At 64.4% G+C, this 24,633-nt stretch carries 24 protein-coding genes and 1 tRNA gene; 10 read left to right on the plus strand and 15 right to left on the minus strand.

Features of this window, described 5'->3' with window-relative positions; translation table 11 throughout:
- Positions 1 to 172: 172 nt before the first annotated feature.
- The 8 genes from GR167_RS08315 to GR167_RS08350 form a co-directional block, all read right to left on the minus strand.
- Positions 173 to 1,126, minus strand: a complete 954-nt coding sequence (locus GR167_RS08315; protein ID WP_160973004.1) for a Gfo/Idh/MocA family protein — start codon at positions 1,124 to 1,126, stop codon at positions 173 to 175.
- Positions 1,127 to 1,138: 12 nt separating this feature from the next.
- Positions 1,139 to 2,089 (minus strand): acetamidase/formamidase family protein, encoded by a 951-nt coding sequence (locus GR167_RS08320; protein ID WP_160973005.1) that lies wholly within the window; start codon positions 2,087 to 2,089, stop codon positions 1,139 to 1,141.
- A 47-nt stretch (positions 2,090 to 2,136) separates the two neighbouring features.
- Positions 2,137 to 3,789 carry an amidase gene (locus tag GR167_RS08325; protein WP_160973006.1) on the minus strand — a complete coding sequence of 551 codons (1,653 nt, stop codon included), beginning with the start codon at positions 3,787 to 3,789 and terminating at the stop codon, positions 2,137 to 2,139.
- A gap of 101 nt (positions 3,790 to 3,890) precedes the next feature.
- Complete coding sequence (locus tag GR167_RS08330; protein WP_160973007.1) at positions 3,891 to 4,769, minus strand: ABC transporter permease; 879 nt, start codon at positions 4,767 to 4,769, stop codon at positions 3,891 to 3,893.
- The gene (locus GR167_RS08335; protein WP_212769886.1) at positions 4,769 to 5,704 is read right to left on the minus strand and encodes an ABC transporter permease; all 936 of its coding nucleotides are present in this window, start codon (positions 5,702 to 5,704) and stop codon (positions 4,769 to 4,771) included. The genes GR167_RS08330 and GR167_RS08335 overlap by 1 nt, the downstream gene beginning before the upstream one ends.
- An 81-nt stretch (positions 5,705 to 5,785) precedes the next feature.
- Complete coding sequence (locus GR167_RS08340) at positions 5,786 to 7,558, minus strand: ABC transporter substrate-binding protein (protein WP_160973009.1); 1,773 nt, start codon at positions 7,556 to 7,558, stop codon at positions 5,786 to 5,788.
- Positions 7,559 to 7,597: 39 nt separating this feature from the next.
- On the minus strand, positions 7,598 to 8,596 hold the full coding sequence (locus GR167_RS08345; protein ID WP_160973010.1) for an ABC transporter ATP-binding protein: 999 nt from the start codon (positions 8,594 to 8,596) through the stop codon (positions 7,598 to 7,600).
- Positions 8,593 to 9,585 (minus strand): ABC transporter ATP-binding protein, encoded by a 993-nt coding sequence (locus GR167_RS08350; protein WP_160973011.1) that lies wholly within the window; start codon positions 9,583 to 9,585, stop codon positions 8,593 to 8,595. The genes GR167_RS08345 and GR167_RS08350 overlap by 4 nt, the downstream gene beginning before the upstream one ends.
- A 121-nt stretch (positions 9,586 to 9,706) precedes the next feature.
- Here GR167_RS08350 and GR167_RS08355 point away from each other — a divergent pair, with 121 nt between their 5' ends.
- From GR167_RS08355 to GR167_RS08370, 4 genes are all read left to right on the plus strand, one after another.
- The gene (locus GR167_RS08355) at positions 9,707 to 10,408 is read left to right on the plus strand and encodes a GntR family transcriptional regulator (protein ID WP_160973012.1); all 702 of its coding nucleotides are present in this window, start codon (positions 9,707 to 9,709) and stop codon (positions 10,406 to 10,408) included.
- Between the two features lie 32 nt (positions 10,409 to 10,440).
- Positions 10,441 to 12,243 carry a gamma-glutamyltransferase family protein gene (locus GR167_RS08360; RefSeq protein WP_160973013.1) on the plus strand — a complete coding sequence of 601 codons (1,803 nt, stop codon included), beginning with the start codon at positions 10,441 to 10,443 and terminating at the stop codon, positions 12,241 to 12,243.
- Positions 12,244 to 12,252: 9 nt separating this feature from the next.
- Complete coding sequence (locus tag GR167_RS08365; RefSeq protein ID WP_160973014.1) at positions 12,253 to 12,999, plus strand: DUF1028 domain-containing protein; 747 nt, start codon at positions 12,253 to 12,255, stop codon at positions 12,997 to 12,999.
- 87 nt (positions 13,000 to 13,086) lie between these two features.
- Complete coding sequence (locus GR167_RS08370) at positions 13,087 to 13,995, plus strand: DMT family transporter (protein ID WP_160973015.1); 909 nt, start codon at positions 13,087 to 13,089, stop codon at positions 13,993 to 13,995.
- A gap of 56 nt (positions 13,996 to 14,051) precedes the next feature.
- Here the strand turns inward: GR167_RS08370 and GR167_RS08375 are convergent.
- The 4 genes from GR167_RS08375 to GR167_RS08390 form a co-directional block, all read right to left on the minus strand.
- Positions 14,052 to 14,127, minus strand: a tRNA-Thr gene (locus tag GR167_RS08375).
- A 44-nt stretch (positions 14,128 to 14,171) separates the two neighbouring features.
- On the minus strand, positions 14,172 to 15,710 hold the full coding sequence (locus tag GR167_RS08380) for a heme biosynthesis protein HemY (protein ID WP_160973016.1): 1,539 nt from the start codon (positions 15,708 to 15,710) through the stop codon (positions 14,172 to 14,174).
- Between the two features lie 14 nt (positions 15,711 to 15,724).
- Positions 15,725 to 17,023, minus strand: a complete 1,299-nt coding sequence (locus tag GR167_RS08385) for a COG4223 family protein (RefSeq protein WP_160973017.1) — start codon at positions 17,021 to 17,023, stop codon at positions 15,725 to 15,727.
- A 54-nt stretch (positions 17,024 to 17,077) separates the two neighbouring features.
- Positions 17,078 to 17,794 (minus strand): uroporphyrinogen-III synthase, encoded by a 717-nt coding sequence (locus GR167_RS08390; RefSeq protein ID WP_160973018.1) that lies wholly within the window; start codon positions 17,792 to 17,794, stop codon positions 17,078 to 17,080.
- Between the two features lie 72 nt (positions 17,795 to 17,866).
- Between GR167_RS08390 and tsaD the strand changes: the two genes are divergently transcribed.
- From tsaD to GR167_RS08415, 5 genes are all read left to right on the plus strand, one after another.
- Positions 17,867 to 18,964 (plus strand): tRNA (adenosine(37)-N6)-threonylcarbamoyltransferase complex transferase subunit TsaD, encoded by a 1,098-nt coding sequence (gene tsaD, locus GR167_RS08395; protein WP_160973019.1) that lies wholly within the window; start codon positions 17,867 to 17,869, stop codon positions 18,962 to 18,964.
- A complete protein-coding gene (locus GR167_RS08400) occupies positions 18,961 to 19,923 on the plus strand; it encodes an NAD(P)H-dependent glycerol-3-phosphate dehydrogenase (protein WP_160973020.1) in 963 nt (320 codons plus the stop codon). The genes tsaD and GR167_RS08400 overlap by 4 nt, the downstream gene beginning before the upstream one ends.
- Positions 19,924 to 20,193, plus strand: coding sequence for a YciI family protein (locus tag GR167_RS08405; protein WP_160973021.1), 270 nt, complete (start codon positions 19,924 to 19,926; stop codon positions 20,191 to 20,193).
- Positions 20,193 to 20,612 (plus strand): EVE domain-containing protein, encoded by a 420-nt coding sequence (locus tag GR167_RS08410; RefSeq protein ID WP_160973388.1) that lies wholly within the window; start codon positions 20,193 to 20,195, stop codon positions 20,610 to 20,612. Before GR167_RS08405 ends, GR167_RS08410 begins: the two co-directional genes overlap by 1 nt.
- A 61-nt stretch (positions 20,613 to 20,673) precedes the next feature.
- Positions 20,674 to 21,066 (plus strand): DUF1761 domain-containing protein, encoded by a 393-nt coding sequence (locus tag GR167_RS08415; RefSeq protein ID WP_160973022.1) that lies wholly within the window; start codon positions 20,674 to 20,676, stop codon positions 21,064 to 21,066.
- Between the two features lie 25 nt (positions 21,067 to 21,091).
- Here the strand turns inward: GR167_RS08415 and glmM are convergent, their stop codons facing one another.
- Together glmM and GR167_RS08425 are read right to left on the minus strand one after the other, a co-directional pair.
- The gene (gene glmM / locus GR167_RS08420) at positions 21,092 to 22,432 is read right to left on the minus strand and encodes a phosphoglucosamine mutase (RefSeq protein ID WP_160973023.1); all 1,341 of its coding nucleotides are present in this window, start codon (positions 22,430 to 22,432) and stop codon (positions 21,092 to 21,094) included.
- Positions 22,433 to 22,590: 158 nt separating this feature from the next.
- Positions 22,591 to 22,932 (minus strand): DUF2853 family protein, encoded by a 342-nt coding sequence (locus tag GR167_RS08425; protein WP_160973024.1) that lies wholly within the window; start codon positions 22,930 to 22,932, stop codon positions 22,591 to 22,593.
- Positions 22,933 to 23,158: 226 nt separating this feature from the next.
- Here GR167_RS08425 and GR167_RS08430 point away from each other — a divergent pair, with 226 nt between their 5' ends.
- Positions 23,159 to 23,644 (plus strand): GNAT family N-acetyltransferase, encoded by a 486-nt coding sequence (locus GR167_RS08430; RefSeq protein WP_160973025.1) that lies wholly within the window; start codon positions 23,159 to 23,161, stop codon positions 23,642 to 23,644.
- Between the two features lie 20 nt (positions 23,645 to 23,664).
- Here the strand turns inward: GR167_RS08430 and GR167_RS08435 are convergent, their stop codons facing one another.
- Entirely contained in the window at positions 23,665 to 24,633 is a 969-nt protein-coding gene (locus tag GR167_RS08435; RefSeq protein ID WP_160973026.1) for a ketopantoate reductase family protein, read from the minus strand.

Consider the following 24,633-nt stretch of genomic DNA (forward strand, 5'->3'; position numbering starts at 1 on the left):
GGATGACCCGGCTTGCCAATAAACGATCTGGCCAATCGCCGACTGCCGTGTGGTCAATCGGCCAGATGACCGTGACGGCAGCATCCTTGGCCGCATTGCACCCGATTTAACCGCCGAGCATACGCTGCAGCATGGTCCTTCCCCGCGCGGTCCCGTAGCGCCGCGGCGGTGCTCAGCCCAGCATGGCCTCGACCAGTTTCTGCACCCGCAGCGCCTCTTCCGGGGTGGCAAGCCGGTTGGGCTTGCCTGCCAGGCACAGCAACAGATCGTCCAGCTGCGCCTTCAGGCTGACCGCGCGCGGGTCTGCGGGGCGGGTGGTCAGTTCGCTGAAATCGCCGCCGTCCGAAACCGCATCGACATAGAAATCGGTGATCCGGCGGCTGGTCTTCGACCCCTTGATGGTCAGTTCCTGCCGGTCCGGCTGCGCGCCGCCGACGCTGGCCATGACGGTCACCGGGCGGCCATCCGCGGTTTCCAGGCGCGCCAGCATATGGGTTTCGCACAGCGCCGGGTCGGCCGGATAGGACGGATGCGCCCAGGCCACCGAAAGCGGCCCCAAGATGCGTTCCGAGAAGAACAGGAAATGCGAAATGACTTCGCGGGTCATGCCGCCTTCGTCCTTGAAGCGCAGCCAGTCCGCCGCCTTTTGCCAGGCGCGCGGCCAGGCCGCGTAGGTCACCACTATATCGGCCCCCACCACGTCGCCCATGGCACCGCTTTGCGCGGCCTCGGACACATCGGTCAGCGCGGCACCTGCCGCCTGGGTGAAATTGACCGCCGCGGGCACGCCGAAGGATTTCAGCCGGGCGACAAGGTCTTCGCTTTCTGCCACGTCGACGCCCAGCGGTTTTTCAAGGAACACCGCCTTGCCTGCCGCCGCGGCCGCCAGCGCATAGGCTTTGCGCGGCACCGGCGGGCAGGCCAGGTAAACCAGATCGGCCGCTGCAATCGCCGCTTCGGCGCTGTCCGTGATGGTAGCACCCGGTGCCAGCAGGCTGGCGGCATCGCAGGCGTCAGAGGACGGGTCCCACAGGGCGACCGGGTCGTATTCCGGGTGCCGCACCATGTGTTCCAGCATCCGCTGTCCCATGATGCCCAATCCGATAATCGCTGTCTTCACGCCCATGCGTCTTTCTCCTTAACCCGCTTTGGCCTGCAATAAAGCGGTTTCCATCATCATATGCACGCCCTTGTTGCCGTTGACCGTCTGGGTGACCCGCAGATCGCCGATCAGCGAACACAGCATATAGGCGTCTTCCCGGCTCAGCCCCGTGCGGTCCACGATCAGCGCGATCATGTCGCGCAGCGCCATTTCGGCGCAGCGGTCCAGGTCTTCGTGGATGCCCATGGTGATCAGATGCGTCGGCGTTTCGGCGCGGGGAAAGGCGAAATCCAGATCGTCCCGCACGGTCAGGCGGAACGTGCCCGACAGCGCGGTTTCGATCGCGGTGACGCAGACCTCGCCATCGCCCTGCACGCCGTGACCGTCGCCGCAGGAAAACAGCGCGCCTTCGGCGAAGACCGGCAGGTAAAGCGTGGTGCCCGCGACCAGTTCCTTGTTGTCGATATTGCCGCCATGGGCGCGCGGCTGGATCGTCGAAATCCGGCCCCAGTTCGGCGGCGGCGCCACGCCCATCACGCCGAAGAACGGCTTCAGCGGCAGCTCCAGCCCCCAGGACATCCGCCCGGTCATCGCCTCGGTGTCCAGCGGGATGATGACATTGCGGTAGGTCTGGAAATCGTCGGGTAAAGTCCCCGCCAGCGGCCTGATCATGTTCCAGCCCCAGTCCTGGCGCAGGGTTATGTCGAGGATATCGACCTGCAGAACATGCCCCGGTTTCGCCCCCTTCACCGCCACCGGCCCGGTCAGGATATGGCCGGGCACCTGCCGGTCGGATCGGGCGTGGATATCGAACAGCTCGGGCGGGATGTGGAAACCGGCATCCTTTGCCGGGATCTGCTCGGGGCCGCCCGACACGGTTTCGATGGTCACGATCTCGCCGCTGTCCACCTCGAGCGCCGGCTCCAGCGTGGCGTCGAAATAGCCCCAGGCGCAGGTTTCCGGGCTGGCTTTCAGAAGATGGGTCATGTTGAGGGCCTCAATTCATTTCAAACTTGATGTACGCCGCCAGCGGGTCAACCCGCAAGCGGCGGGCGTTCGGCGGCAACGCCCAGCTTCGCCTCCAACGCTTGGCCGAGGTTGAGGATCGTGCCTTCCTCGAACAGCCGCCCCCAGAGCGAAATGCCCTGCGGCACCCTGAAGCGTTCAGCGGTTTCATCGACGGTACCCGCCACCAGGTTCTTCGAGCCAAGCGCCGTGAGACCGCGCGATCCCAGCATGTCGAATCCCGCCCGCAGATGCAGGCAGGGATGGCCGGTGAAATTCGACGCCACAAGCATCGGGCCGGTCGCATAGGGGCCGATCAGCGCGTCCACCTCGTCAAACAGCCCGTCCAGCGCCTGCATGACTAGGTAACGCAGCCGGTCCAGCTGCACGTGATCCACAGCCGACAGGAACCGGGCCTTGCGGAAACTGTTGGGCCAGGCCGCTTCGTCCTGCCGGGTCAGGGTATCGTCCTGACCGGTCAGCGTCAGGTCCTCGAAGGCGGCGGCGGCTTCGGCGAAAAGCGTGTTCATCAACGACCCATAGGGCAGATCGGGCAGCGACACCTCGACCACCTCGATCCCCAGATCGCGGGCGGCGGCAAGGGCGGCATGATCCACCTCTGTCGCGCCGTCGCCGAAGGCTTCGGGCAGGTAACCCAGCTTCAGCCCCTCGATCCCCTTGGCGGCATCGAAGGCGAAGGGCGCTTTGATCGTGCCGCGGTCGGCCATGTCGGCGCCGTTCAGCGCGTCCAGCACCAGCGCGGTGTCCGTCACGCCCCGGCAGATCGGCCCGACTTTGTCGAGCGACCAGCACAGGGTCATGCCGCCCGCCCGGCTGACCCGGCCGAAGGTCGGGCGCAGCCCGGTAGTGCCGCAGCGCTGGCTGGGCGAGGTGATCGAGCCCAGCGTTTCGGTCCCGATGGCGAATGCGCACAGCCCCGCCGCCGTGGCCGAGGCCGATCCGGCGCTCGACCCCGACGATCCTTCCCCGGTGTTCCACGGATTGCGGGTGCGCCCGCCATACCAGATATCGCCATAGGCCAGCGCGCCGAGCGTCGTCTTGCCCAGCAGCACCGCGCCCGCGTCGCGCAGCAGGGTCACGATGCGCGCATCGCTGTCCGGCACCCGCGATTGATAGGGTTCGGCGCCCCAACCGGTCACAACATCCTTGGTATCGAACAGGTCCTTCACGCCGTAGGGAATGCCATGCAGCGGGCCCAGCGACTTGCCTTCAGCGGTCAGTGCATCCATCGCGTCGGCTTGGGCCAGCGCGATCTCGGGGGTCACCGTGGCGAAGCAGAAAAGAGTCGGGTTAAGGCGTTCGATCCGGGCGAGGTAAATCTCGGTCAACCGGCGGCTGGTCAGCGTGCCGGAGGCGATCCACGCGCCCAGTTCGGGCAGGGAAGCAAAGGCGATGTCTTCGTCGCTGTCCGGCAGCGGCATATCGGGGCGTTCGACGCTGACCCCGTCGGCGGTCGACATTTCGAACCCCGGCAGCCGGGGATCGAAGCGCAGCGCCATCGGGGTGTGATTGCCCAGCTCGACCTTGCGCAGCTCTTCCGCCAGTTCGATCTGCCCGTCGAGATTGCCGATCATCTGCGCCCGTTCACGCGCGCTGTAGGCGATCCCCAGCAGCCGTTCGGCGGCTTCGATATCCGCTTCAGTAATGGTGCGGTTTTCCATGACGTCCCCCTTGGGCAAACGCGATTCAACAGGCGGCAGAAGCCGCCGAAGTCGAAGATGTGAAAGGAAAAAGGCGGCGGGGAAATCCCGCCGCCCTGATATCAGCCGTCGATCGCCTGGCGCACGTCCAGCGCGTCGCGCAGCCAGTCGCCGACGAAGTTGATCGCCAGCACCACCAGCATGATCGCCAGCCCCGGGAACACGCCCAACCACCACGCCTGGGTGATGAAGCCGCGCCCGTCGGCCAGGATCAGCCCCCAGGTCGGCGTATAGGCATCGACGCCCAGGCCGAGGAAGGACAGGCTCGCCTCGCCCAGGATGGCGTAGGACACGCTGACCGTGGCCTGCACGATGATCGGCGCCACCGCGTTGGGCAGGATGTGAATGAACAGCGTCCGTGCCTTGGAAAAGCCCAGCGTGCGCGCGGCGTCGACATATTGTTCCTCGCGCAGCGTCAGGGTCATCGACCGGGCGACCCGGGCGAAGTCATCGACGAAGGCCAGCGACAGCGCGACGATCACGTTCAGAAGACCGGTGCCGAAGACGGCGACCAGGTAGACCGCGATGATGAAGTTCGGGAAGGCCCATTGCAGGTCGATATAGCGCATGATCACGAAATCGAGCCACCCGCCGAAATAGCCCGCGACCAGCCCCAGCACGATCCCGATCACCAGGGCAATGGCGACGGTGGACACGCCGATGAACAGCGACACGCGGGTGCCGTGCAGGATACGGCTCAGCAGGTCGCGGCCCAGGTCGTCGGTGCCCAAGGGATGGGTCCAGGACAGGCCCGACATCATGTCCAGCGTCATATCGTTCGGGTCGAACGGCGACAGCAGCGGCGCGAAGATGGCGCCGAGCACGAACAGCAGCAGCACCAGCAGACCGGCCTGCGCCTTGCGGTCCTGTACCAGCGTGGCGTGGAACCGCGACCGGCGCTTGGCCGGCGCCATTTCGAGGGCTTGAGTAGTATCGACCATCAGTTCAACCGGATTCTGGGGTCGATCACGCCATAGAGCAGATCGACGATTAAGTTGGAGAAGACAAAGATCGCGGAGACCACCAGAACGGCGCCCTGCACCACCGGGTAGTCGCGGTTCAGAATGCCTTCGATCAGCACCCGCCCCAGCCCCTTGATGGCAAAGACGTTTTCAACCACGACCGCGCCCGAAATCAGCAGCGCGAAGGCGATCCCGATCACGGTGATCACCGGGATCATCGCATTGGGCAGCGCATGGCCGAACATCACCATCCAGGGCGTCAGCCCCTTGGCGCGCGCGGTGCGCATGTAATCGGCCTTCAGCACTTCCAGCAGCGACGACCGGATCATCCGCGCGATGATCGCCGAAAAGGCGGTGCCGATGGCGATCGACGGCAGGATCAGGTGGCTGAACCACGGCCAGAACCCTTCGGCCAGCGGCACGTAGCCGATGGCGGGCAGCCATTGCAGATTGGCGGCGAAGACGATGATCAGCAGGATCGCCAGCCAGAAATCCGGCATCGACAACCCGAGGAAAGCCAGCAGCGACACCGTCGTATCGGTGGCCGAATTGCGCCGGGTCGCCGACAGGATACCGGCCGGGAGAGCGATGACCAGCGCCACGACGAAGGCGATCAGCGACAGCGACAAGGTGCGCGGGATCGCTTCGGACAACACGCTGGTGACCGCGACGCGGCTGCCATAGATCGAATTGCCCAGGTCGCCCTGCAGCATGTTCTGAATCCAGATTCCGTATTGCACGAACAGCGACCGGTCGAGACCGAGGCTGCGCTTCATCGCCTCGATTTCATCGGGGCCGCCGGCATCGGCCAGCATCGCGGCAATCGGATCCCCCGGTACGAAACGCAGCATGAAAAAGACCAGAGTCGCCACCGCCCACATGACGATGACGGACCCGATCAATCTGCGAAGCATGTAGCTTGCCACTGGAGCAGTCCTTTCAAAAGAGGGCCTGCCGGGGCGGGTTCAAACCGCCCCGGCAGGATTGGTTTAGCCTTAGCCCAGCGTCACGCGGTCAAGGTCGTGCAGGCCGGGAATCCGGCTTTCGGCCGGGTAGTTCACCGACTTGTGGCGCACCTGAACGTCGACGGGGTGATACAGGAAGCCGCAGGCCACCCGGTCCGAGGTGATCTGGTTGGCCTTCTGCACCAGTTCCTTGCGCTTCTCGAGATCGGCGGTCACCGACTGTTCGTCGATCAGCGCGTCGGCCTCGGCGTTGCTGAAGTAACCGAAGGCGTATTTTGCGGTGTCGCGAGTACTGCCGTTGAACTTCGACGTGGTTTTCATCCAATCGACGACACCGTCATCGGGATCATAGTCGCCACCCGAACCGCCAAGGCGCATGTCGTATTCGCAGTTGTTGAAGTCCTGGATACCGACCGAGAATTCCTTGGGAACGACCTTGATCGTGATGCCCAGGACCTGCTTGAAGATATTGGCCAGCACCAGACCGTTACGCTTCTGCGACGGGGTGGTGATCAGTTCCAGTTCCGGGAAACCCTTGCCGCCCGGGAAACCGGCATCGGCAAACAGCTTGCGGGCGCCTTCGGGGTCAAAGGCCTGCATGGATTTGTCCGCGATGCCTTCGTCATAGTAGAACGCCATTGCCGGGTTGATGGTGCCATAGCCCGGTTCGGCATAACCGAAATGCGCCTGTTTGACATAGGTTTCGCGGTCCAGCGCCTTGGCCAGCGCCAGGCGGACCATGAAGCCCTTGTCCTTCATCAGCTCTTCCATCGGCTTGTCGAAGTCGGTGACCTTCATCGGTTCGCGCCACGGGTTCATCCAGACCGACTGGAAGCCCGGTGCCGCTTTGATGTCGACGATCAGGTCGGAATTGGACTTGAACCGGTCGATCAGCTGAGCCGCCAGCGGGTTGCCGCCGATATACTGGATGTCGCCCGCTTCCATCGCGGCCGCCAGCGGTTCGACGCCGTCGATCGGCTTGATGACCACCTTGTCCAGCTTGGGACGCTCGGGATCGTAGTAGTCGGCGAATTTTTCCAGCACGACACCCTGACCCAGGACGTGTTCGACCACCTTGAACGGACCGGTGCCGACCGGGGTCAGGCCGTACTGGGCGTCACCCATGGATTCCAGCGCGCCCTTGCAAACGATGGTCATGGCGCGGCCCGAGGCACGTTCCAGCGTCTTGGTCAGGAACGAAGCCTGCGGCTTCTTCAGGGTGAATTTCACCTCGTAATCGCCCAGCTTTTCGAGGCTGGCGACATTGCCCAGAACCTTGTAGTGGATCGAGATATCCGGGTTCGACGAACGCTCGAAGGTATAGAGAACGTCATCGGCGGTGAACGCGTCGCCATTGTGGAAGGTCACGCCTTCGCGCAGCTTGAAGGTATATACCAGGCCGTCATCCGACACGGTCCAGGTTTCGGCCAGGTCGCCCTGCGCGACCAGGTTCGAATCGATATGCATCAGCCCCGACAGCACGTTCGAGGTGACCTGGAACTGCAGAACCTGACCGATCTTGGCCGGGTCCAGGGTCTGAATTTCGGCCACGCCGGCCCAGCCGCAGGTCAGGGTACCGCCCGGTGCGCCCGACGCGCGCGCCATGCCCGAGAAACCGGGCGTCAGATGCGCAGCGGTCAGGGCGCCACCCGCCGCCAGCAGGCGCAGGGTGGTGCGGCGCGACAGTTTGGGCCCCGACAGGTCCTTGCCGGTCAGGCCCACCATCGGGTCCTTGGGATCGAAGTCGTGGGCGTCATCCCACATCTTTCGCATTTTCTTGCTGAAGCTTTTGGTATCAGTCATTTTCTACTTCCCTGTTGTTGTTACTGAATGAGTGGAAATTCAGGCACTCGGAACGGTTATGCCGGTTTCCCAGCAGGCGGCGAGGTGACCCGGTTCGACCGGATCGAGAGGCGGTACTTCGCTGCGGCAGCGATCTGTCACGAGCGGGCAGCGCGGGTGGAAAAAACATCCGGACGGCGGGTTGGCGGGGCTGGGCACCTCGCCTTCGAGCGGCACGATTTCGCGGCCCTGCTCGTAATCCGGATCGGGATTGGGCACGGCGTCGATCAATGCCTGGGTGTAGGGATGGCGCGGCTTGGCGAACAACGGATCGGACGGTGCAGCTTCCGCCATCCGGCCCAGATACATCACCCCGACCTGATCGCAGATATGGCGCACCACCGACAGGTCGTGACCGATGAACAGGTAGGTCAGGCCCAGTTCCTTCTGCAGGTCTTCCAGCAGGTTGATAATCTGCGCCTGGATCGACACGTCGAGCGCCGACACCGCTTCGTCGCAGACGATCAGTTCCGGGTTCATCGCCAGCGCCCGGGCGATGCCGACGCGCTGGCGCTGACCGCCCGACATTTCATGCGGGTAAAGATCGGCGAAGCGCGCGGGCAGGCCGCAGATATCCAGCAGGCGGGTGACCTCGGCCTTGATTTCGCTTTCCGGCTTGAGGCGATGAACCCGCAGCGGTTCGGAAATGATCCGCCCGGTGCTCATCCGCGGATTGAGCGACGAAAACGGGTCCTGGAACACCGCCTGAACGCGGCTGCGGAATTTCTTCAGCGCCGGGGCGTCCATCTTGGCGATATCCTGACCATCGAAGCGGATGGTGCCGGCGCTGGCTTCGACCAGCTGCAGCACCGCGCGGGCCACGGTGGTCTTGCCACAGCCGGATTCGCCGACCAGCCCGAAGGAGGTGCCGCGCGGGATCTTGAACGACACCCCGTTGACCGCCCGGACGACGCCGACGGTGCGCTGCATCAGACCCTTTTTGATCGCGAAATTGACTTCGAGGTTTTCGACCTCGAGCAATGGCGTTGCGCTGCTCATGCCACGGCCCCTTCTTCTTTGGATGCGTCCGCGCCGGCATTCCAGCAGGCGACCTCGTGACCGTCGGTCATGGAAAAATCGGGAACCTTTTGTGCGCAGATTTCGGTCGCCATCGGGCAACGCGGGTGGAACCGGCAACCGGTCAGTTCGACCGTCGCATCCGGCGGCGCCCCCGGGATCGGGCGCAGCGGCGTATCGCGCGGCAGGTCAAGACGCGGCACCGAGGCCAGCAGCCCCCGGGTATAAGGGTGCTGCGGATCGCGATAGAGCTGCCGCGCGGATGCGCGTTCGACCACCCGACCGCCATACATCACCGCCACGTTCTGCGCATAGCGCGCCACGATGCCGAGGTTATGGGTGATCAGCACCATCCCGATACCGTGATCGCGGCACAGGCGCGAAGTCAGGGCGAGAATCTGCGCCTGGATCGTCACGTCCAGCGCCGTGGTGGGTTCGTCCGCCAGGATCAGGTCGGGTTCGCAGGACAGGGCGATGGCGATCATCACCCTCTGCCGCATGCCGCCCGACAACTGGTGCGGATATTGGTTCAGCCGCCGCTCGGGATCGGAAATCCCGACCTCGGCCAGCAATTCCAACGCGCGGGCCCGGGCCGCCTGGCGGTTTAGCCTCAATTTTAGGCGCATTCCCTCGATCAGCTGGTGCTCGATCGACCGAACCGGGTTCAAAGAGGTCATCGGTTCCTGGAAAATCATAGCGATCTTGCTGCCGCGAAGCGCGTTGCGCTCTTGCGGCGGAAGGGCGGTCAGATCGGTGCCGTCGTACAGGATCTTGCCGCTGGCAACAGACAGGCCTTCGCCCAGAAGATCCATCACAGCCAGGGCGGTCAGGGATTTTCCGGACCCGGATTCTCCAACCACCGCAAGGGTTTCTCCGCGATCCACAGAAAAATGCGCATCATGCACCAGACGGCAAGTTCCGCCGTCACGTGCCACGTCAATCGCCAGGTTTTCAACGCGAAGAAGCGTCATTTTCTTGCTACTTTCCGTTAGGTTTGTCTGGACATCAGACAACATTATCATTATCGATATTGATACTAGAAGTGAGAAAATTTGAATGTCAATACCTGTAGCCACCTCTCTCGATGAACTGATGAACGATCTGCCGAAAGTGGGCGGAAAAAAGTCAGATCTGGTTTACGCCGCATTGAAGAAGGCGATTTTGTTCCGGCTTTGCCCGCCGGATTCGCAGTTATTGGAAACCGAACTGGCCGGGCGGTTCGGCTGCAGCCAGGGCACGATTCGCGAAGCCCTGCTGCGGCTTGACGACGACGGATTGGTGCGGCGCTCAGGCTATCGCGGCACCCGGGTCACCGAAACCAGCCCCGAAGAAGCGGTCGAGATGGTGCGCATCCGCCTGTCCATCGAACGCGGTGTCGCGCGCAAGATCGCGACGGCCGATATTTCACAGCATCGCGACACGCTGGACGATCTGATCCGGCAGATGGCCGACGCCCATAAGAAAGGCGACCTGTATCGCGGCAGCGAATTGGACCGGTCCTTTCACTGCGCTCTAGCAAATGCGGCGGGGATGGAGCTGCTGTCGCCGCTGCTGCTGCGCTGCGCCCTGCACATCCACCGCTTCACGCTCGGCAGCGTCGAGGTGCCCCGCTACTTCTTCCAGGAAGCGGGAGTCGACGCCGAACACCGCGCGCTGCTGCAGCAACTGACCTGCGGCGATCCCGATCGGGCCGAGGCGGCCATCTCGGCGCACCTCGCTCATGTTCTGAGCCGCTGGACACCCTCTCTCTATGAAGCGGTGGGCCCCGACGTATTCAGCACCCTTAGAAAATAAGACAGCCGCCAGGCTCAACACGGGAGACCCGCATGGTTTCATTCACAACACGCCCAGAAATCACCGGCACCTTCGGCGTCGCCACCTCGACCCATTGGATCGCGTCTTCTGTCGGCTTCGGGATTCTCGAAAAGGGCGGCAATGCCTTCGACGCGGCCGTCGCGATGGGATTCACCCTGCAGGTGGTTGAACCGCATCTGAACGGGCCGGGCGGCGAATTCCCCGCCATCACCTATTCGGCCAAGGACGACAAGGTGCAAGTCCTGTGCGCCCAGGGCATCGCGCCGCAGGGTGCGACGATTGAAAAATACCGCGACGAAGGGTTGGATCTGATCCCCGGATCGGGGCTGCTGGCCACCGTGATCCCCGGCGCCTTCGACGGCTGGATGCTGATGCTGCGCGATCAGGGCACGATGACCCTGCGCGAGGTGCTGGAACCGGCGATCTACTATGCCCGCAGCGGTCACCCGGTGCTGGAACGCGTATCGCTCGCCATCCAAAGCCTGGAAGAGCTGTTCACCAAGGAATGGCCCAGCTCCGCCGCGGTCTGGATGCCGGGCGGCAAGGCCCCTGCCCCGGGCGAAATGTTCCGCAATCCCGACCTGGCCGACACCTGGGAACGCCTGCTGAGCGAGGCCGAAAGCGTCACGGATCGGGAAGAACAGATCGAAATGGCGCGCAACTGCTTCTATCGCGGTTTCATCGCCGAAAAGATCGGCGCCTACCTGTCCGAAGCCTGCGTCATGGACGGCACCGGTGAACGCCGCAAGGGCGTGCTGAGCGCCGAGGACATGGCCGGATGGAGCGCCAATTGGGAAGCCCCGCTGACCCTCGATTACGACAACTGGACCGTCTGCAAGACCGGCCCGTGGAGCCAGGGTCCGGTAATGTTGCAGAACCTGCAGCTGCTGAAACAGGCCGGTATCGCCGACATGGATCTGATGGGCGCGGATTTCATCCATACCGTCATCGAATCGATGAAGCTGACCTATGCCGACCGCGAAGCCTATTACGGCGATCCGAACTTCTTCGACATCCCGATGCAGGAATTGCTGTCGGCCGATTACGCCGCCAAGCGCGCCGCGCTGATCGGCACCACCGCGTCGCTGGAACAGCGTCCGGGCATGATCAAGGGGCTGGAACACCTGGCACAGGCCGCGATCGACCGCGCCAGCGGCGTCGGCAAACACGCGGTGGGCGCCGATGCAGGCGAACCGACCATGGCGCATCTGGCCAAACCGTCCAACCGGCGCGGCGACACGGTGCATATCGACGTGGTCGACCGCTGGGGCAACATGGTGTCGGTCACGCCCTCGGGCGGCTGGCTGCAATCTTCGCCCATCGTGCCGGGGCTGGGCTTCGCGCTCAATTCCCGGGCGCAGATGTTCTGGCTCGACGAGGGCCTGCCCACCAGCCTCGCCCCGGGCCACCGCCCGCGCACCACGCTGACCCCGTCGCTGGCGCTGAAGGACGGCAAGCCGCATCTGGCCTTCGGTACGCCCGGCGGCGACCAGCAGGACCAGTGGCAGCTGATCTTCTTCCTGCGCCTGGTGCACGGGCAGCAGAACATGCAGGAAGTGATCGACGCGCCGCTGTTCCATTCGCAGCATTTCACCGGGTCGTTCTATCCCCGCCAGGCCATGCCGGGCCGGATGATGATCGAACCCTCGGCGGGCGAAGCCATCATCGCCGATCTGCGTGCGCGCGGCCACGATGTGGACGTGTCCGATCCCTGGTCCATCGGCCGGCTGACCGCCGCCGCGCGCGATTCCGACGGGTTGCTGCGCGCCGCCGCCACGCCGCGCCTGATGCAGGCCTACGCCATCGGCCGGTAAGGAAGAGCGATGACCTATTCCATCGTCGCCCGTGATCCCGCGACCGGACATCTGGGCATCGCCGTCGCCAGCCGCTTCTTCGCGGTTGGCGCGCTGGTGCCGCATATCCATCCCGATGCCGCCGTGGCGACTCAGGCCTTCGTCAACCCGATGTGGGGCGTCGAAGGATCGGCACGGCTGCAGGGTGGCGAAGCCGCCGACACGGTGATCGCCGACCTGATCACCCGCGACGGCGGACAGGCGCAGCGGCAGGCGCATATGATCGACGCCAAGGGTGGGATCGCCGCCCATACCGGGGCGGACTGCATCGACTGGGCCGGGCATTGCAGCGCCGTCGGGGTATCGGTCGCGGGTAACATGCTGGCCGGTCCGCAGGTGATCGAGGACACGCTGGCCTGCTACCTGAACAATCCGGACAAGCCCTTCGCGGACCGGCTGCTGCTGGCAATGAAAGCGGGAGAGGCTGCGGGCGGCGACAAGCGCGGACGGCAATCGGCCGCGCTGCGCATACACCGCGGTCAGGATTATCCGTGGCTCGACCTGCGCGCGGACGATCACGCCGACCCGCTGGCCGAACTGGAGCGGCTGCTGTCGGTGGCGGGCGAACGCTACCTTCTGTTCGCCGAAGAATTCGCCACGACCGGGAATTTCTCGGGCTGCCCCGACCGAACCGCGCTTGATCGCGCCATCGCGGAGCATGAAGCGAAAAGACAATCCGACGGGGTGACCTCGCGCTCTTTCGCCAGCCTGCCCTAAGCCTGCGCAGGCCGCCGCTTTCGGCTGGTGCGCCCCCGCGAAATGGCGTTAAGTCCGCGCGGTTATCCATTCTCGAAAGGCCGGAAGATGAACCTCCCCAGAACACGGGCTCTTGGACTGGTGGCAGCGCTTGCCACCGTGACGATCTGGGCGACGTTCCTGCTGGTCACCCGTTTCGCCGTGAAAAGCAGTTTCACGGTCGAAGAGGTTCTTGTCCTGCGCCTGATCCCCGCCGCCCTTCTGATGGCCCCGGTCATGTGGAAACTGGGGGTGATACCGCGCGGGCAGTCCGTGCCGCGCGCGCTGTTGCTGATGCTCGGCGCCAGCGCCGTCTTTCCCTACGTGGTGTCCAAGGGGCTGGCGTTCGCACCCGCCTCTGACGGCGGCGCGCTGGCCCCCGGGATGTTGCCGTTCTGGACCGCGCTGGCGGCCTTCGCCCTGGCGGGCGAAATCCCCGGGCCGCGCCGCCGGATCGGGCTGGCGCTGATCCTGACCGGCGCGATGGTGGTCAGCCTGTGGCAGATCCTCGCCGGGGCGGATGACGGCGCCTGGCGGGGCCACCTGATGTTCCTGTCCGGCTCGGGGCTCTGGGCGGTCTATTCCGTCATTTTCCGCCAAAGCGGGCTCAGCCCCCTGCACGGGATGGTGATCGGGCTGTTCTGGGGGGCGCTGCTGTTCACCCCGATCCTGTTCGCGACCGGCAATGTGAGCTTCGCCACCGCCGGCCTGGGCGACATCGCGGTGATGATCGTGCTTCAGAGCTTCGTCATCGGCATTCTGGCGATGTTCCTGTTCGGCTACGCGGTGCAGATCCTCGGCGCCGCCGAAGCGGCCGCCTTTGGCGCCTTGACGCCGATCCTTGCCTTGCTGGGCGGCGTGGCTTTCCTGGGTGAAACCGTCACGCCGCTCAAGGTCGCAGGCGTCGCCCTGGTAGCGGTCGGCGTCTTCCTTGCCTCGGGCGTTCTGAGCAAGGCCCGGTCGGCGGCTGCATCCTGAAAGCCGGATTCCCGCGTTTAAAAACGCATCAGGTATCTTAAGTTTTTAAGGTGAAGTGGTGCCGCTGAAGGGACTCGAACCCCCGACCCCATCATTACGAATGACGTGCTCTACCAGCTGAGCTACAGCGGCCTGGTAGGCGGGGCTATAGCACCCCGCCCGACCTTGGAAAAGACCTATTTTTGGGCGGCTTCTTCGATGCCTTCGGCCATATCCCCGGCGCGAACCGTCTCGTCCTCGAGTTCGGCGATCGGGTCGAGAACCTCCGCCTCCTCGACCGGTTCGGGCTGCTCGGCCGGTGCGGCTTCTTCCGGTTCAGCCGGTGCGCTGTGATCCTCCAGCGATCCGACGATCAGCGGCAGCATGGCGACACCGGTGGCCGAGGCGACCTCGGCCTCGGGCGGGGATTTCCAGCTCAGCGTGTCGAAGCCGCCGCAGTTTTCGCAGACCGGCACCCATTCGTGATGGATGTTGTGGCATTTGTCGCAGACCCATTGCGGCCCGCGCGGCGCGCTCAGCGCCCGCGCCAGCCAGCCCTTGACCACCGTGTCCGACGCGCCTTCGCCGCGCGCCACAGCCGCCATGATGGTCAGCACCCGCGAATCCGGGGCCTGATCGATCAGGTCGCCCAGGGCGCGGCGGGCGGCGGGGAAATCTTCCGCCGCGATCTGCAGCTCGGCCTCCAGCAGCTTGGTTTCGCGGTGATCGGGCACCAGCTGCAGCAGCGGATGGAACCGTTTCAGCCGCTCGGCCGGGGTTTCATCGGGATGAATCGCGGCAAAAGCCGCGGCCAGGTCGGGATGCGGATGCACCGACCAGGCTTTCTTCAGCATCCTTGCCGCCTTGCGCTGCTGCTGCTTTTCGATCATCGCGCGCGCCGCCAGCGCCGCCGCCGGCACCAGGTCGGGCGACAGGCGGTTGGCCTCGATCGCTTCGTCCAGCGCCTCGGGGCTGCTGCCTTCCTGCAGGATCGCCTTGGCTTCCGACAGGGCCAGAACCGCATCGCGGCGCTTGTGCACGTCGCGCGGCAGCGACCCGTTTTTCAGCTTCAGGTTCAGCGTGCCGCGCGCGCCGGACCAGTCGCGCGCCTGCGCCTGCAATTGCAGCAGCGTGTCCTGGGTTTCCTCATGCTTGGGCTTCAGCGCGATGGCCTTTTCCGCCAGCTTGCGCGCGGTGTCGGTATCGCCCTCGGACAGTTTCTGTTTCATGATGCCGCGCACGCCGACGAAACGTGTCTTGTCGTCCTTCAGCAGCCGCTTGTAGACATCCTGCGCCTTCTTGGTGTCGCCCGCCATTTCCGCCGCCTGCGCGGTCAGAAGGTTGGTTAGTTCCGGCTTGCCGAGGTATTTTTCCGCCCGCGCCGCCTTGTGCATCGCGGTGCGCGGTTCGCCCGAGGCCAGCGCCATCATCCCTTCGGTCAGCGCCTGGTATCCCTTGCGTTCGCGGTTGCGGTCGAAATAGCGCGACAGCGCGGTTTCATCGCCGTTGAGGAACTTCAGAACCGCCACGGTCAGCGAGGCCAGTTTCAGCAGCAGCCAGACCGACAGCAGCAGCACCAGGAAGGCGATCACCGCCATCAGCGGCGTCAGGTTCAGTTCGATCCCGCCGAAGGCGATGCGCACACCGCCGTCCATTTCCAGCAGATACCCCGCGCCCAATGCCGCCGCGGCGACGAGGACAACGAAAACCACAATCTTGATAAGAGACCAAAGCATCGATCGTTATCCCCTTAGTTATTCATCAACTGCTGGCTCAGCGCCTCGGCGGCGGCCATTGCATCGGCCCGCTGGGTGGCCAGCGCCATCCAGTCGGTCAGTTCGACCCGGCCCTGTTCGGGCAGGGTCTGCAATTCGGCCATCGCATCGCTCAGGTGGCCGGCTTTCAGCGCCGCTTCGGCGCGCGACAGGATCGCGTCGGCATCATCGCCCTCGCGCGGTTGCAGCGACCGCACGCCCAGCTGATCGCGCAGGAAGGTCAGCGCGCCACCGCCGGTTTCGGTATCCCGCGATGCCCGCAGCGCGGCGCGGGCAGCCTCCGGGAAGGCTTCCAGCAAAGCGGCCTGGGTCGGCGCGCCGTCGGCCATGCGATCCAGAACATCGGGCACCTTGATCCCAGCCTGTTTCAATTCGCTCACCGGTTCTGCGAAGGACGCGCCGGTATCCATCGCGACCTGGATCTTGGCCAGCGCACCGCGCAGCACCACGTCGCGGGCGCTTGCCGCGGCGTCGGCCTTCTTGGCCTCGGCGGCGGCCAGCATGTCCTCGATCTCGCTGCGCTGCTTGGCCATCGAGTCCTGCAGCGCCTTCAATTCGCGCTCATAGGCATCGACCGCCTCTTTCGACGCGAATTCGGTGATCGGTTTCTTTTCCATCTCGCTCAGGCGGGTGTCATAGCCCGCGATCTGCGCCGCGATCTGATCGAGCCGGTCATTGGTTTTCGCCACGTCGCCAGACAGCCGCGCCAGGTCGGCGCTTGGATCGGCCGGCATCTTGATGCCGTCGATCCGGCCCGACAATTCGCCGATCTTCTTGTCCTGCGCCGCCAGGCTGGATTGCGTCTGCGCTTGCAGTTCGGCGATCCCGGCACCGCCCGACAGACCCTCGGGGAACAGGTAAAGCGCGCCCCCTGCCCCGATCCCGGCGGCGATCACGCCACCCAGAAGCGCGGGAAAGAAACCGCCCTTGCGGATAACGACCGGTTCGGATGCGGATGCCGTGGGCGTATCTTCGACGGAAGCTTCTACCGGTTCTTCGGCGTCTTCTGCGGGCAGTTCCGCCTCCGCTTCGGGTTCCTCTTCAGGCTGCAGGTCTTCCGCGTCGATGTCGGCCTCGGATCCCTCAGCATCTTCGCCCGTCTCGACGGCCTCTGCGGTTTCCTCCTGCGATTCCTCGCTTGCGTCCTCCGCTTCGGTTCCCTGTTCGGAAACCTCCTCACCCTGTTTCACATCCGTCTCGTCCACGGTGACCGCGTCTTCGATCTCTGCCGCTTTATCTTCGGATTTCTCTGGGTTTTCCTTGGGATCGGCCACCTGCGCCTACCTTTCGAATCTGTAATATCCGTAAACCTCAAAACCGAGGTCAGCTTACTTTCCGCCGCCGGAAGCCTCAAGCGATCTGGCTGCGTCCATCAGTCCCTCTATCGTGTCGATCATCGCCGCCGCGTCGGGTGCCGCTGCCCGCGCGACCTGTTGCACCGGCAGCCCGCCCAGGGCATCGGCCACCGCATCGCTCATCGCGGCGATGAAAAGCGGCGCATCGCCCGCGTACTGACTGACAAAGATTTTCGCGCTGCGCGGCGAAAAAAGCGGCACAATCACAGGTTCCTCGCCCGAAAGCAGCGTTTCGGCCTCATCGCTCAGCGCCGTTTCGCGCTGTTCGTAAACCACTTTTTCGTCCGTCGCGATCCCTGCCCCGGTCAGCCGTTCGGCCAGTCGCCCACGCGCATGGTGGCCGCGCAGATGCAGCAACGGCCCCGCCGGGCGATCGGCCATAATCCGCTGAAACAGCGCCTCGGCGTCCGGTTCCACCGCGATCGGATCGAATCCCGCCGCCTGCGCCGCAGCCGCTGTCGCGTCGCCGACGGTATAGCAGGGCCTGCCCTGCCCGTCTGGCACCGCTGCCAAGGCGTTTTGCGAGGTGAAGATCAGCGTCCCGGCCCCTACCAGATCGGGCGCCGTTCCAACCGGTTCGATCCGCATCAGCGGCGAAATCACCACCTGCACATCGCCCAGCCGTTCCCGCAATTGCGCCGCGAAACGCTGCGAAGACGCCAAGGGCCGGGTCAGCAGAAGTGTCGCCATGTCACCGCCGGGATTGTTTGAACCTGCCTGCGGTGTTACCTGCGGGGCAGCATTCATGCAACGGGCGGGATCATGGGCCAGACGCGCACCATTCTGGGATTGGAAAGCAGCTGCGACGACACCGCGGCCGCCGTCGTGCGGCAAAACGACGGGGAAAAGGCGGAAATCCTGTCCTCGGTCGTCTTCGGCCAGACCGAACTGCACGCCGAATTCGGCGGCGTGGTGCCCGAAATCGCCGCCCGCGCCCATGCCGAAAAAATCGATCTTTGCGTGAAACAGGCGCTGGACCAGGCCGATATGCGGCTGTCCGACATCGACGCCATCGCGGTGACCGCCGGTCCCGGGCTGATCGGCGGCGTGTTGTCCGGCGTGATGTGCGCCAAGGGATTGGCCGCCGGGTCGGGCAAACCCTTGATCGGGGTGAACCACCTTGCCGGCCACGCGCTGACGCCGCGTTTGACCGATGGGGTCGCCTTTCCCTACCTGATGCTGCTGGTATCGGGCGGGCATTGCCAGTTCCTGCTGGTGAAGGGCCCGGAGGATTTCACCCGTTTGGGAGGCACCATCGACGACGCACCGGGCGAAGCTTTCGATAAGACCGCGCGGCTTCTGGGCCTGCCGCAACCGGGCGGACCGTCGGTCGAGGCCGAAGCGAAAATGGGCGATCCCAAGCGGTTCCGCTTCCCGCGTCCGCTACTGGACCGGCCCGGCTGCGACATGTCTTTTAGCGGGCTGAAAACCGCGCTGCTGCGCGCCCGCGATCAGGTTGTGGCGGAAAAAGGCGGGCTGACGGTGCAGGACCGCGCCGATCTGGCCGCCGGGTTCCAGGCCGCCGTGGCCGATGTGCTGGCGGAAAAGACCCGCCGCGCGCTGGCGATCTATCTGGAAGAAAACCCCGCGCATCCCACCCTGGCCGTGGCTGGTGGTGTTGCGGCGAACAAAGCGATCCGGGCGGGATTAGAGACTGTTTCGGAGGAAATGGGCGTTTCCTTCACCGCCCCGCCGCTGAAACTGTGCACCGACAACGCGGCTATGATCGCCTATGCCGGGCTGGAACGGTTCCGGCTGGGCCACGCCGATGACATGACCCTGGTTGCAAGGCCGCGCTGGCCGCTGGACAAACAGGCCAAAGCCCTGCTTGGATCGGGGAAGAAAGGGGCCAAGGCATGATCGCGGTTGCAGGATCGGGGGCATTCGGAACGGCGCTGGCGATTTCGCTGGCCGCAAACGGCCAGGCCGTGCAGCTTTGGGCGCGCGATCCCGACCATGCCGAGGAAATGCGCCGGACCCGTGAAAACGCCCGCCGCCTGCCGGGGGTGGCATTGCCCGACGCCCTGCAGATCATCACCGAATTAGAGACTATTCCGGCCGAAATTCCGGTTCTTCTGTCCGTGCCGATGCAGCGGCTGCGCGATATGCTGGTGCTGCACAAGCTGGCGCTTGGCGGCCGGCCGCTGGTCGCCTGCTGCAAGGGGGTGGAGCTGTCCACCGGGCTGGGCCCGACGGCGATCATCGAGGAACTGATACCCTCGGCCATGCCCGCGATGCTGACCGGGCCCAGTTTCGCCGCCGATATCGCCCGCGGGCTGCCCACTGCCCTGACGCTGGCCTGCCACGACCGCGCGGCGGGCCGGGCGCTGCAACAGGCGCTGTCCACGCATAACCTGCGCATCTACCGCACCACCGACACGATCGGCGCCGAACTGGGCGGCGCGGTGAAGAACGTGATCGCCATCGCATCCGGCGCGGTGATGGGCGCCGGCCTGGGCGAAAGCGCCCGCGCGGCGCTGATGACACGCGGTTTCGCCGAAATGCAGCGCATGGCGCTGGCGCTTGGCGCGCAGCCCGAAACCCTGTCGGGCCTGTCGGGTTTCGGCGACCTGGCGCTGACCTGCACCTCGGACCAGTCGCGCAATTACCGTTTCGGCCAATCGCTGGGCCGCGGCGAAAGCTTCGACGCCTCGATCACCGTCGAGGGCGCCGCCACCTCCCGCGCCGTGCTCGAGCGGGCGCGCGAGATGAAAATCGACATGCCGATCACCGAAGCGGTGGTGGCGATGCTTGACGGCACATTGCAGCTGCGTCAGGCGATGGAAATGCTGCTGTCCCGACCCCTGAAGGAGGAATGAATGCTGATAGCCCTGATCGCCCGCGACAAGAAAGGCGCGCTGGAAATCCGCAAGGCCAACCGTGATAACCACCTGGCCTATATCGAAAAAACCGGCGTCGTCGCCCAGGCCGGGCCGCTGATCGAAAACGGCGACATGGCCGGATCGCTGGTCATCCTTGACGTGGCCGACATGGCGGCGGCCGAAGACTGGGCCGCGAACGATCCCTATGCCAAGGCGGGCCTGTTCGATAAGGTCGAGCTGATCGAATGGAAAAAGGTGGTCGGCTGATGCGCTACTGGCTGTTCAAATCCGAACCCTCGACCTGGGGCTGGGACGACCAGATCGCCAAGGGCGATGCGGGCGAGGAATGGGACGGCGTGCGCAACTACCAGGCGCGCAATTTCATGCGCGAAATGAAAATCGGCGATCGCGGTTTCTTCTACCATTCGCAGAAGGAAAAGGCGGTCGTCGGCATTATTGAGATCTGCGCCGAGGCGCATCCCGACAGCAAGACCGACGATCCCCGCTGGGAATGCGTCGACATCAAGGCGGTCGGGCCGCTGAAAACCCCGGTGACGCTGGACCAGATCAAGGCCGACGAACGGCTGGCCGACATGGTTCTGGTCAAGAATTCCCGCCTGTCGGTACAGCCGGTGACGGCGGAAGAATGGCAGATCGTCTGTGCCCTGGGCGGCGTAAGCCCCTAGCCTTGTTCAAAAAGATCGGGCAGTCTTCCCGCGCAACACATTGCGGATAGGGGAGAAAGCAATGGAATTCGTGAACGTCTTCGTGGCGGCAATCGCCGCCTATGGGTTCGGTGCGATCTGGTACATGATCAACACCAAGGCCTGGACGGCGGCCTCGGGCGTGGAAACGAACGAGGACGGGCAGCCCAAGGACCGTTCGCCGATGCCCTATATCGTGTCCTTCATCTGCGTGGTGATCGTGGCCGGGATGATGCGGCACATCTTTTCGCTGGCCGGCATCGATACGCTGGGCATGGGTGTGGTGGCCGGGCTTGGCGTCGGGTTGTTCTTGGTGACGCCGTGGATCGTCACCAATTACGCCTTCGCCCGCAAACCCCGCGCGCTGAGCCTGATCGACGGCGGTTACGCCACCGGCGGCTGCACCATCATCGGGGCGGTGCTGACGCTGTTCTGATCTTTAAAACAGGCTCTGTTTCGGCTTAACAGACAGTTTCGACCGCGCTGCATATCGAGGTGATGACCTCGTCCAGCAGGGCCTGATCGGTGGATTCGCCCATCACCCGGATCAACGGTTCGGTGCCCGATTTGCGGATCAGCAGCCGCCCGTCGCCGTTCAGCCGCTTTTCGCCCTCGGCGATGGCCTGCTGCACGCAATCGGTTTCCAGCGGCAGCTGCCCCGGCGCGAAGCGCACGTTGCGCAGGATCTGCGGCACCGGATCGAAGACGCGGGCCAGGTCGCTGGCCTTGCGGCCGGTTTCGACCATCGCGCGCAGGAATTGCAGTGCCGCGATCAACCCGTCGCCGGTGGTCGCGTAATCGGTCATCACGATATGGCCCGACTGTTCACCGCCCAGGTTGAAGCCCTGCGCGCGCATCTTTTCGACCACGTAGCGGTCGCCCACGGCGGTGCGTTCCAAAGCGATGCCCTGACCTTCGAGATAGCGTTCAAGCCCCAGGTTCGACATCACCGTCGCGACCAGGGTGTCGCCCGCCAGCGTCCCGTCGCGTTTCCACAGCGACGCGATCAGCGCCATGATCTGATCGCCATCGGCCTGTTCGCCGTTTTCATCCAGGATGATCACCCGGTCGGCGTCGCCATCGAGGCAGATACCCAGATTGGCGCGGGTTTCGCGCACCTTGGCCGCAGCGAACGCGGTGTCGGTCGATCCGCAGCCGTCGTTGATGTTGAGCCCGTTCGGGGTGACGCCGACCGGCACCACCTCGGCGCCCAGTTCCCACAGCACCGAGGGGGCCGCCTTGTAGGCGGCGCCGTTGGCGCAATCCAGAACCACCCGCAGCCCGTCGAGCCGCAGCTTGTTCGGGAAGGTGGTCTTGGCATATTCCACGTAACGGCCCAGGGCGTCGTCGATCCGCTTGGCCCGGCCGATATTTTCCGGTGCGGCCAGCGCCACGCCTTCGTTCAGCAGCCGTTCGATTTCCACCTCGGCCTCGTCCGACAGCTTGAACCCGTCGGGGCCGAAGAACTTGATGCCGTTGTCATAGGCGGGGTTGTGGCTGGCCGAAATCATCACGCCGACATCGGCGCGCATCGAATGGGTCAGGTATCCGATCGCCGGGGTCGGCATCGGGCCCAGCAACAGCACGTTCATGCCGGTCGAGGTGAAGCCAGCGGTCAGCGCGTTTTCCAGCATGTAACCGGACAGCCGGGTATCCTTGCCGATCACCACCCGGTGTTCCTGCTGGTCGCGGCGGAAATACCGCCCCGCCGCCGCGCCGAGCTTCATCGCCAACTCCGCCGTCATCGGGAAACTGTTGGTAAGCCCGCGCACCCCGTCCGTGCCGAAAAGAGACCGTGTCATTGCCTGACCCTTCAGTTTGCTTCGATCTTTCCCGTTCCTAACCACCGGGTTTGATCAAGTCCAGCCGCAGCCCCGCGTCATCGCTTTTGCAATGCGCATAAAGCTGCCGGTTCCGGCGCGATCCCGATACAGTCTGAAACATTTACCCCGGCCCCTTGTCAGCGATAGAGGTTTTCCCGGCCGAAATGCTTGACCAGCATGTAATAGACCACGGCGCGGTATTTGCGCGGCTCATCCCGACCGTAATCGTCGATCACCGACCGGATCGCCGCCATCAGCTCCGGCCCGTCGTCGAGGCTCAGCTTGCGGATCAGGAAATTGTTGCGGATCAGCGCCAGTTCGGATTGCTGGCTGGCCGCCACGATCGACCCGTCGGGATCATAGATCACCGGGCCGCAGCCGATGGTCACCCTTTCCAGCAGGTCCATATCCGGTTCCATGCCGCATTTGGTTTTCAGATCCTCGGCGTATGTCGCGATCAGCTCGTCCCGTTTTCCCATCAATCAGCCCATGAATATCGTCGTTAAAATATCGTTCTGCCCGACACAGGTGATTGAAGGCTAGCCAGCCTTGCCTCGGACCGGAAGACATTTCTGCACCCACCAACCCGAAGCAATCGAGTGGCTGTACACCAAATCTTGACCTCACGCCCCGCCAGGTTCGCTTGTATCACCGGGCGTATCACGGTCGTATGGGGCTTCAATTGCTTTTCCGGATACCCCTTTCATGATCCCCGCTCAGAAACAGGAAATCACCTTCACTCGGCTGCCGGAAATTTCACCGGACGCGTTGATCGCCCATATGTCCGATCCGCGCGTGGCCGAACATATGCCGCTTCTGACATTCGAATGGGATCGCGACATGGTTGCCAAATTCGTCGCCGCAAAAGAAGGTTGCTGGCGCCGCGACGGGCTTGGCCACTGGGCCTTTCTGTGTGACGGCAGCTATGTCGGGTGGGGCGGTTTCCAAAGAGAGGGCGATGAATGGGATTTCGGCCTGGTATTGCGGCCCGACGCCTTTGGCTTGGGCGCGCGCATCGCGTGGAAAGCAATCGCCTTCGCGCGGGCCGATGATCGCATTCCCTTCGTGACCTTCCTGTTGCCGCCGTCACGCAGGAACCTTGGCGCGCTCGGACGGATGGGCGCGGAATTCGTTGAGGAGATCGAATATGACGGCGCGCGTTTTCTGAAATTCCGCCTCGATACCGCCTGACACCCCGAACCTGCGGGCGGTCAGCCCGCGATCAGCGCATCCAGCTCGGCGCGTTCAAGCGATGCCGGCGCAGCGCCGTCACGGGCAAGACGTGCGCCCAGCCGGGTCATCGCGTCGTTCAGCGGCGTGGCCACACCGTGCAACCGGCCCAGCAGCGAAATTTCACCGTTCAGGTAATCGGTTTCGACCGACCCCGCGCCACGGGCAAGGCTTTGCGCCGTGGACCCGCCGACGCGCGGCACATCGGGCACTTCGCCCGTTTTCATGAGCGCGTCGCGCCGGGGATCGGCGGCGGAAACATCTTTCCAAGCAATTCCGGCGGCTTCGTATACCGCGATCGCCTCGGCTTTCAGACGTTCCGAGAGATCCTTGTAATCCACCTCCCGGCCCAAGGCGGCCTGAAGGATGTTGGACAGGTTCATCAGCAGCTTGCCGTATTTCGACGCCATCGCATCGTCGGCGACGAAGGGTTCGATCATGCTGCCTTCAAACGCCTTTGCCAGCGCTTCGTCGGCGGCGTCGTGCCCCGACGGGTAGCGGCCGAAATCGAACATGCCGAAACGCGGCGCGCACCAGCCGACCACTTCGCCGGGTTCAAGGAAGCTCGCCGGCAGCATGACACAAAGCGCATGGACATTGGGGAAACGGCGCAGCGCGATGCGTTCGTTTTCCACGCCGTTCTGCAGGCAGAAGATCGGCTGCTCCACGACCCCCGCCGCGCGCAGCCGCTCCAGCGCCGCCTCGGTATCCTGCGTCTTCATGCACAGCAGGATCGCGTCGTCTTCGCGAAAGTCGATTTCCGCCGGATCAGAGACGCAGTCGAAGCGCACCCGTTCGTCGAAATCCGGCGAACGCATGCGCAATCCGTTTTCCCTGATCGCATCCAGTTGGGCACCGCGTGCGATGCCGATCACCTCGATGCCGTTCTTGGACAGGGCGGTTGCCACCGCCCCGCCAATCGCACCGACACCGTAGACGATTGCCCGCAT

Origin of the sequence: Thalassovita mangrovi, assembly GCF_009857745.1 — a bacterium.
Lineage (GTDB): Bacteria > Pseudomonadota > Alphaproteobacteria > Rhodobacterales > Rhodobacteraceae > Thalassobius > Thalassobius mangrovi.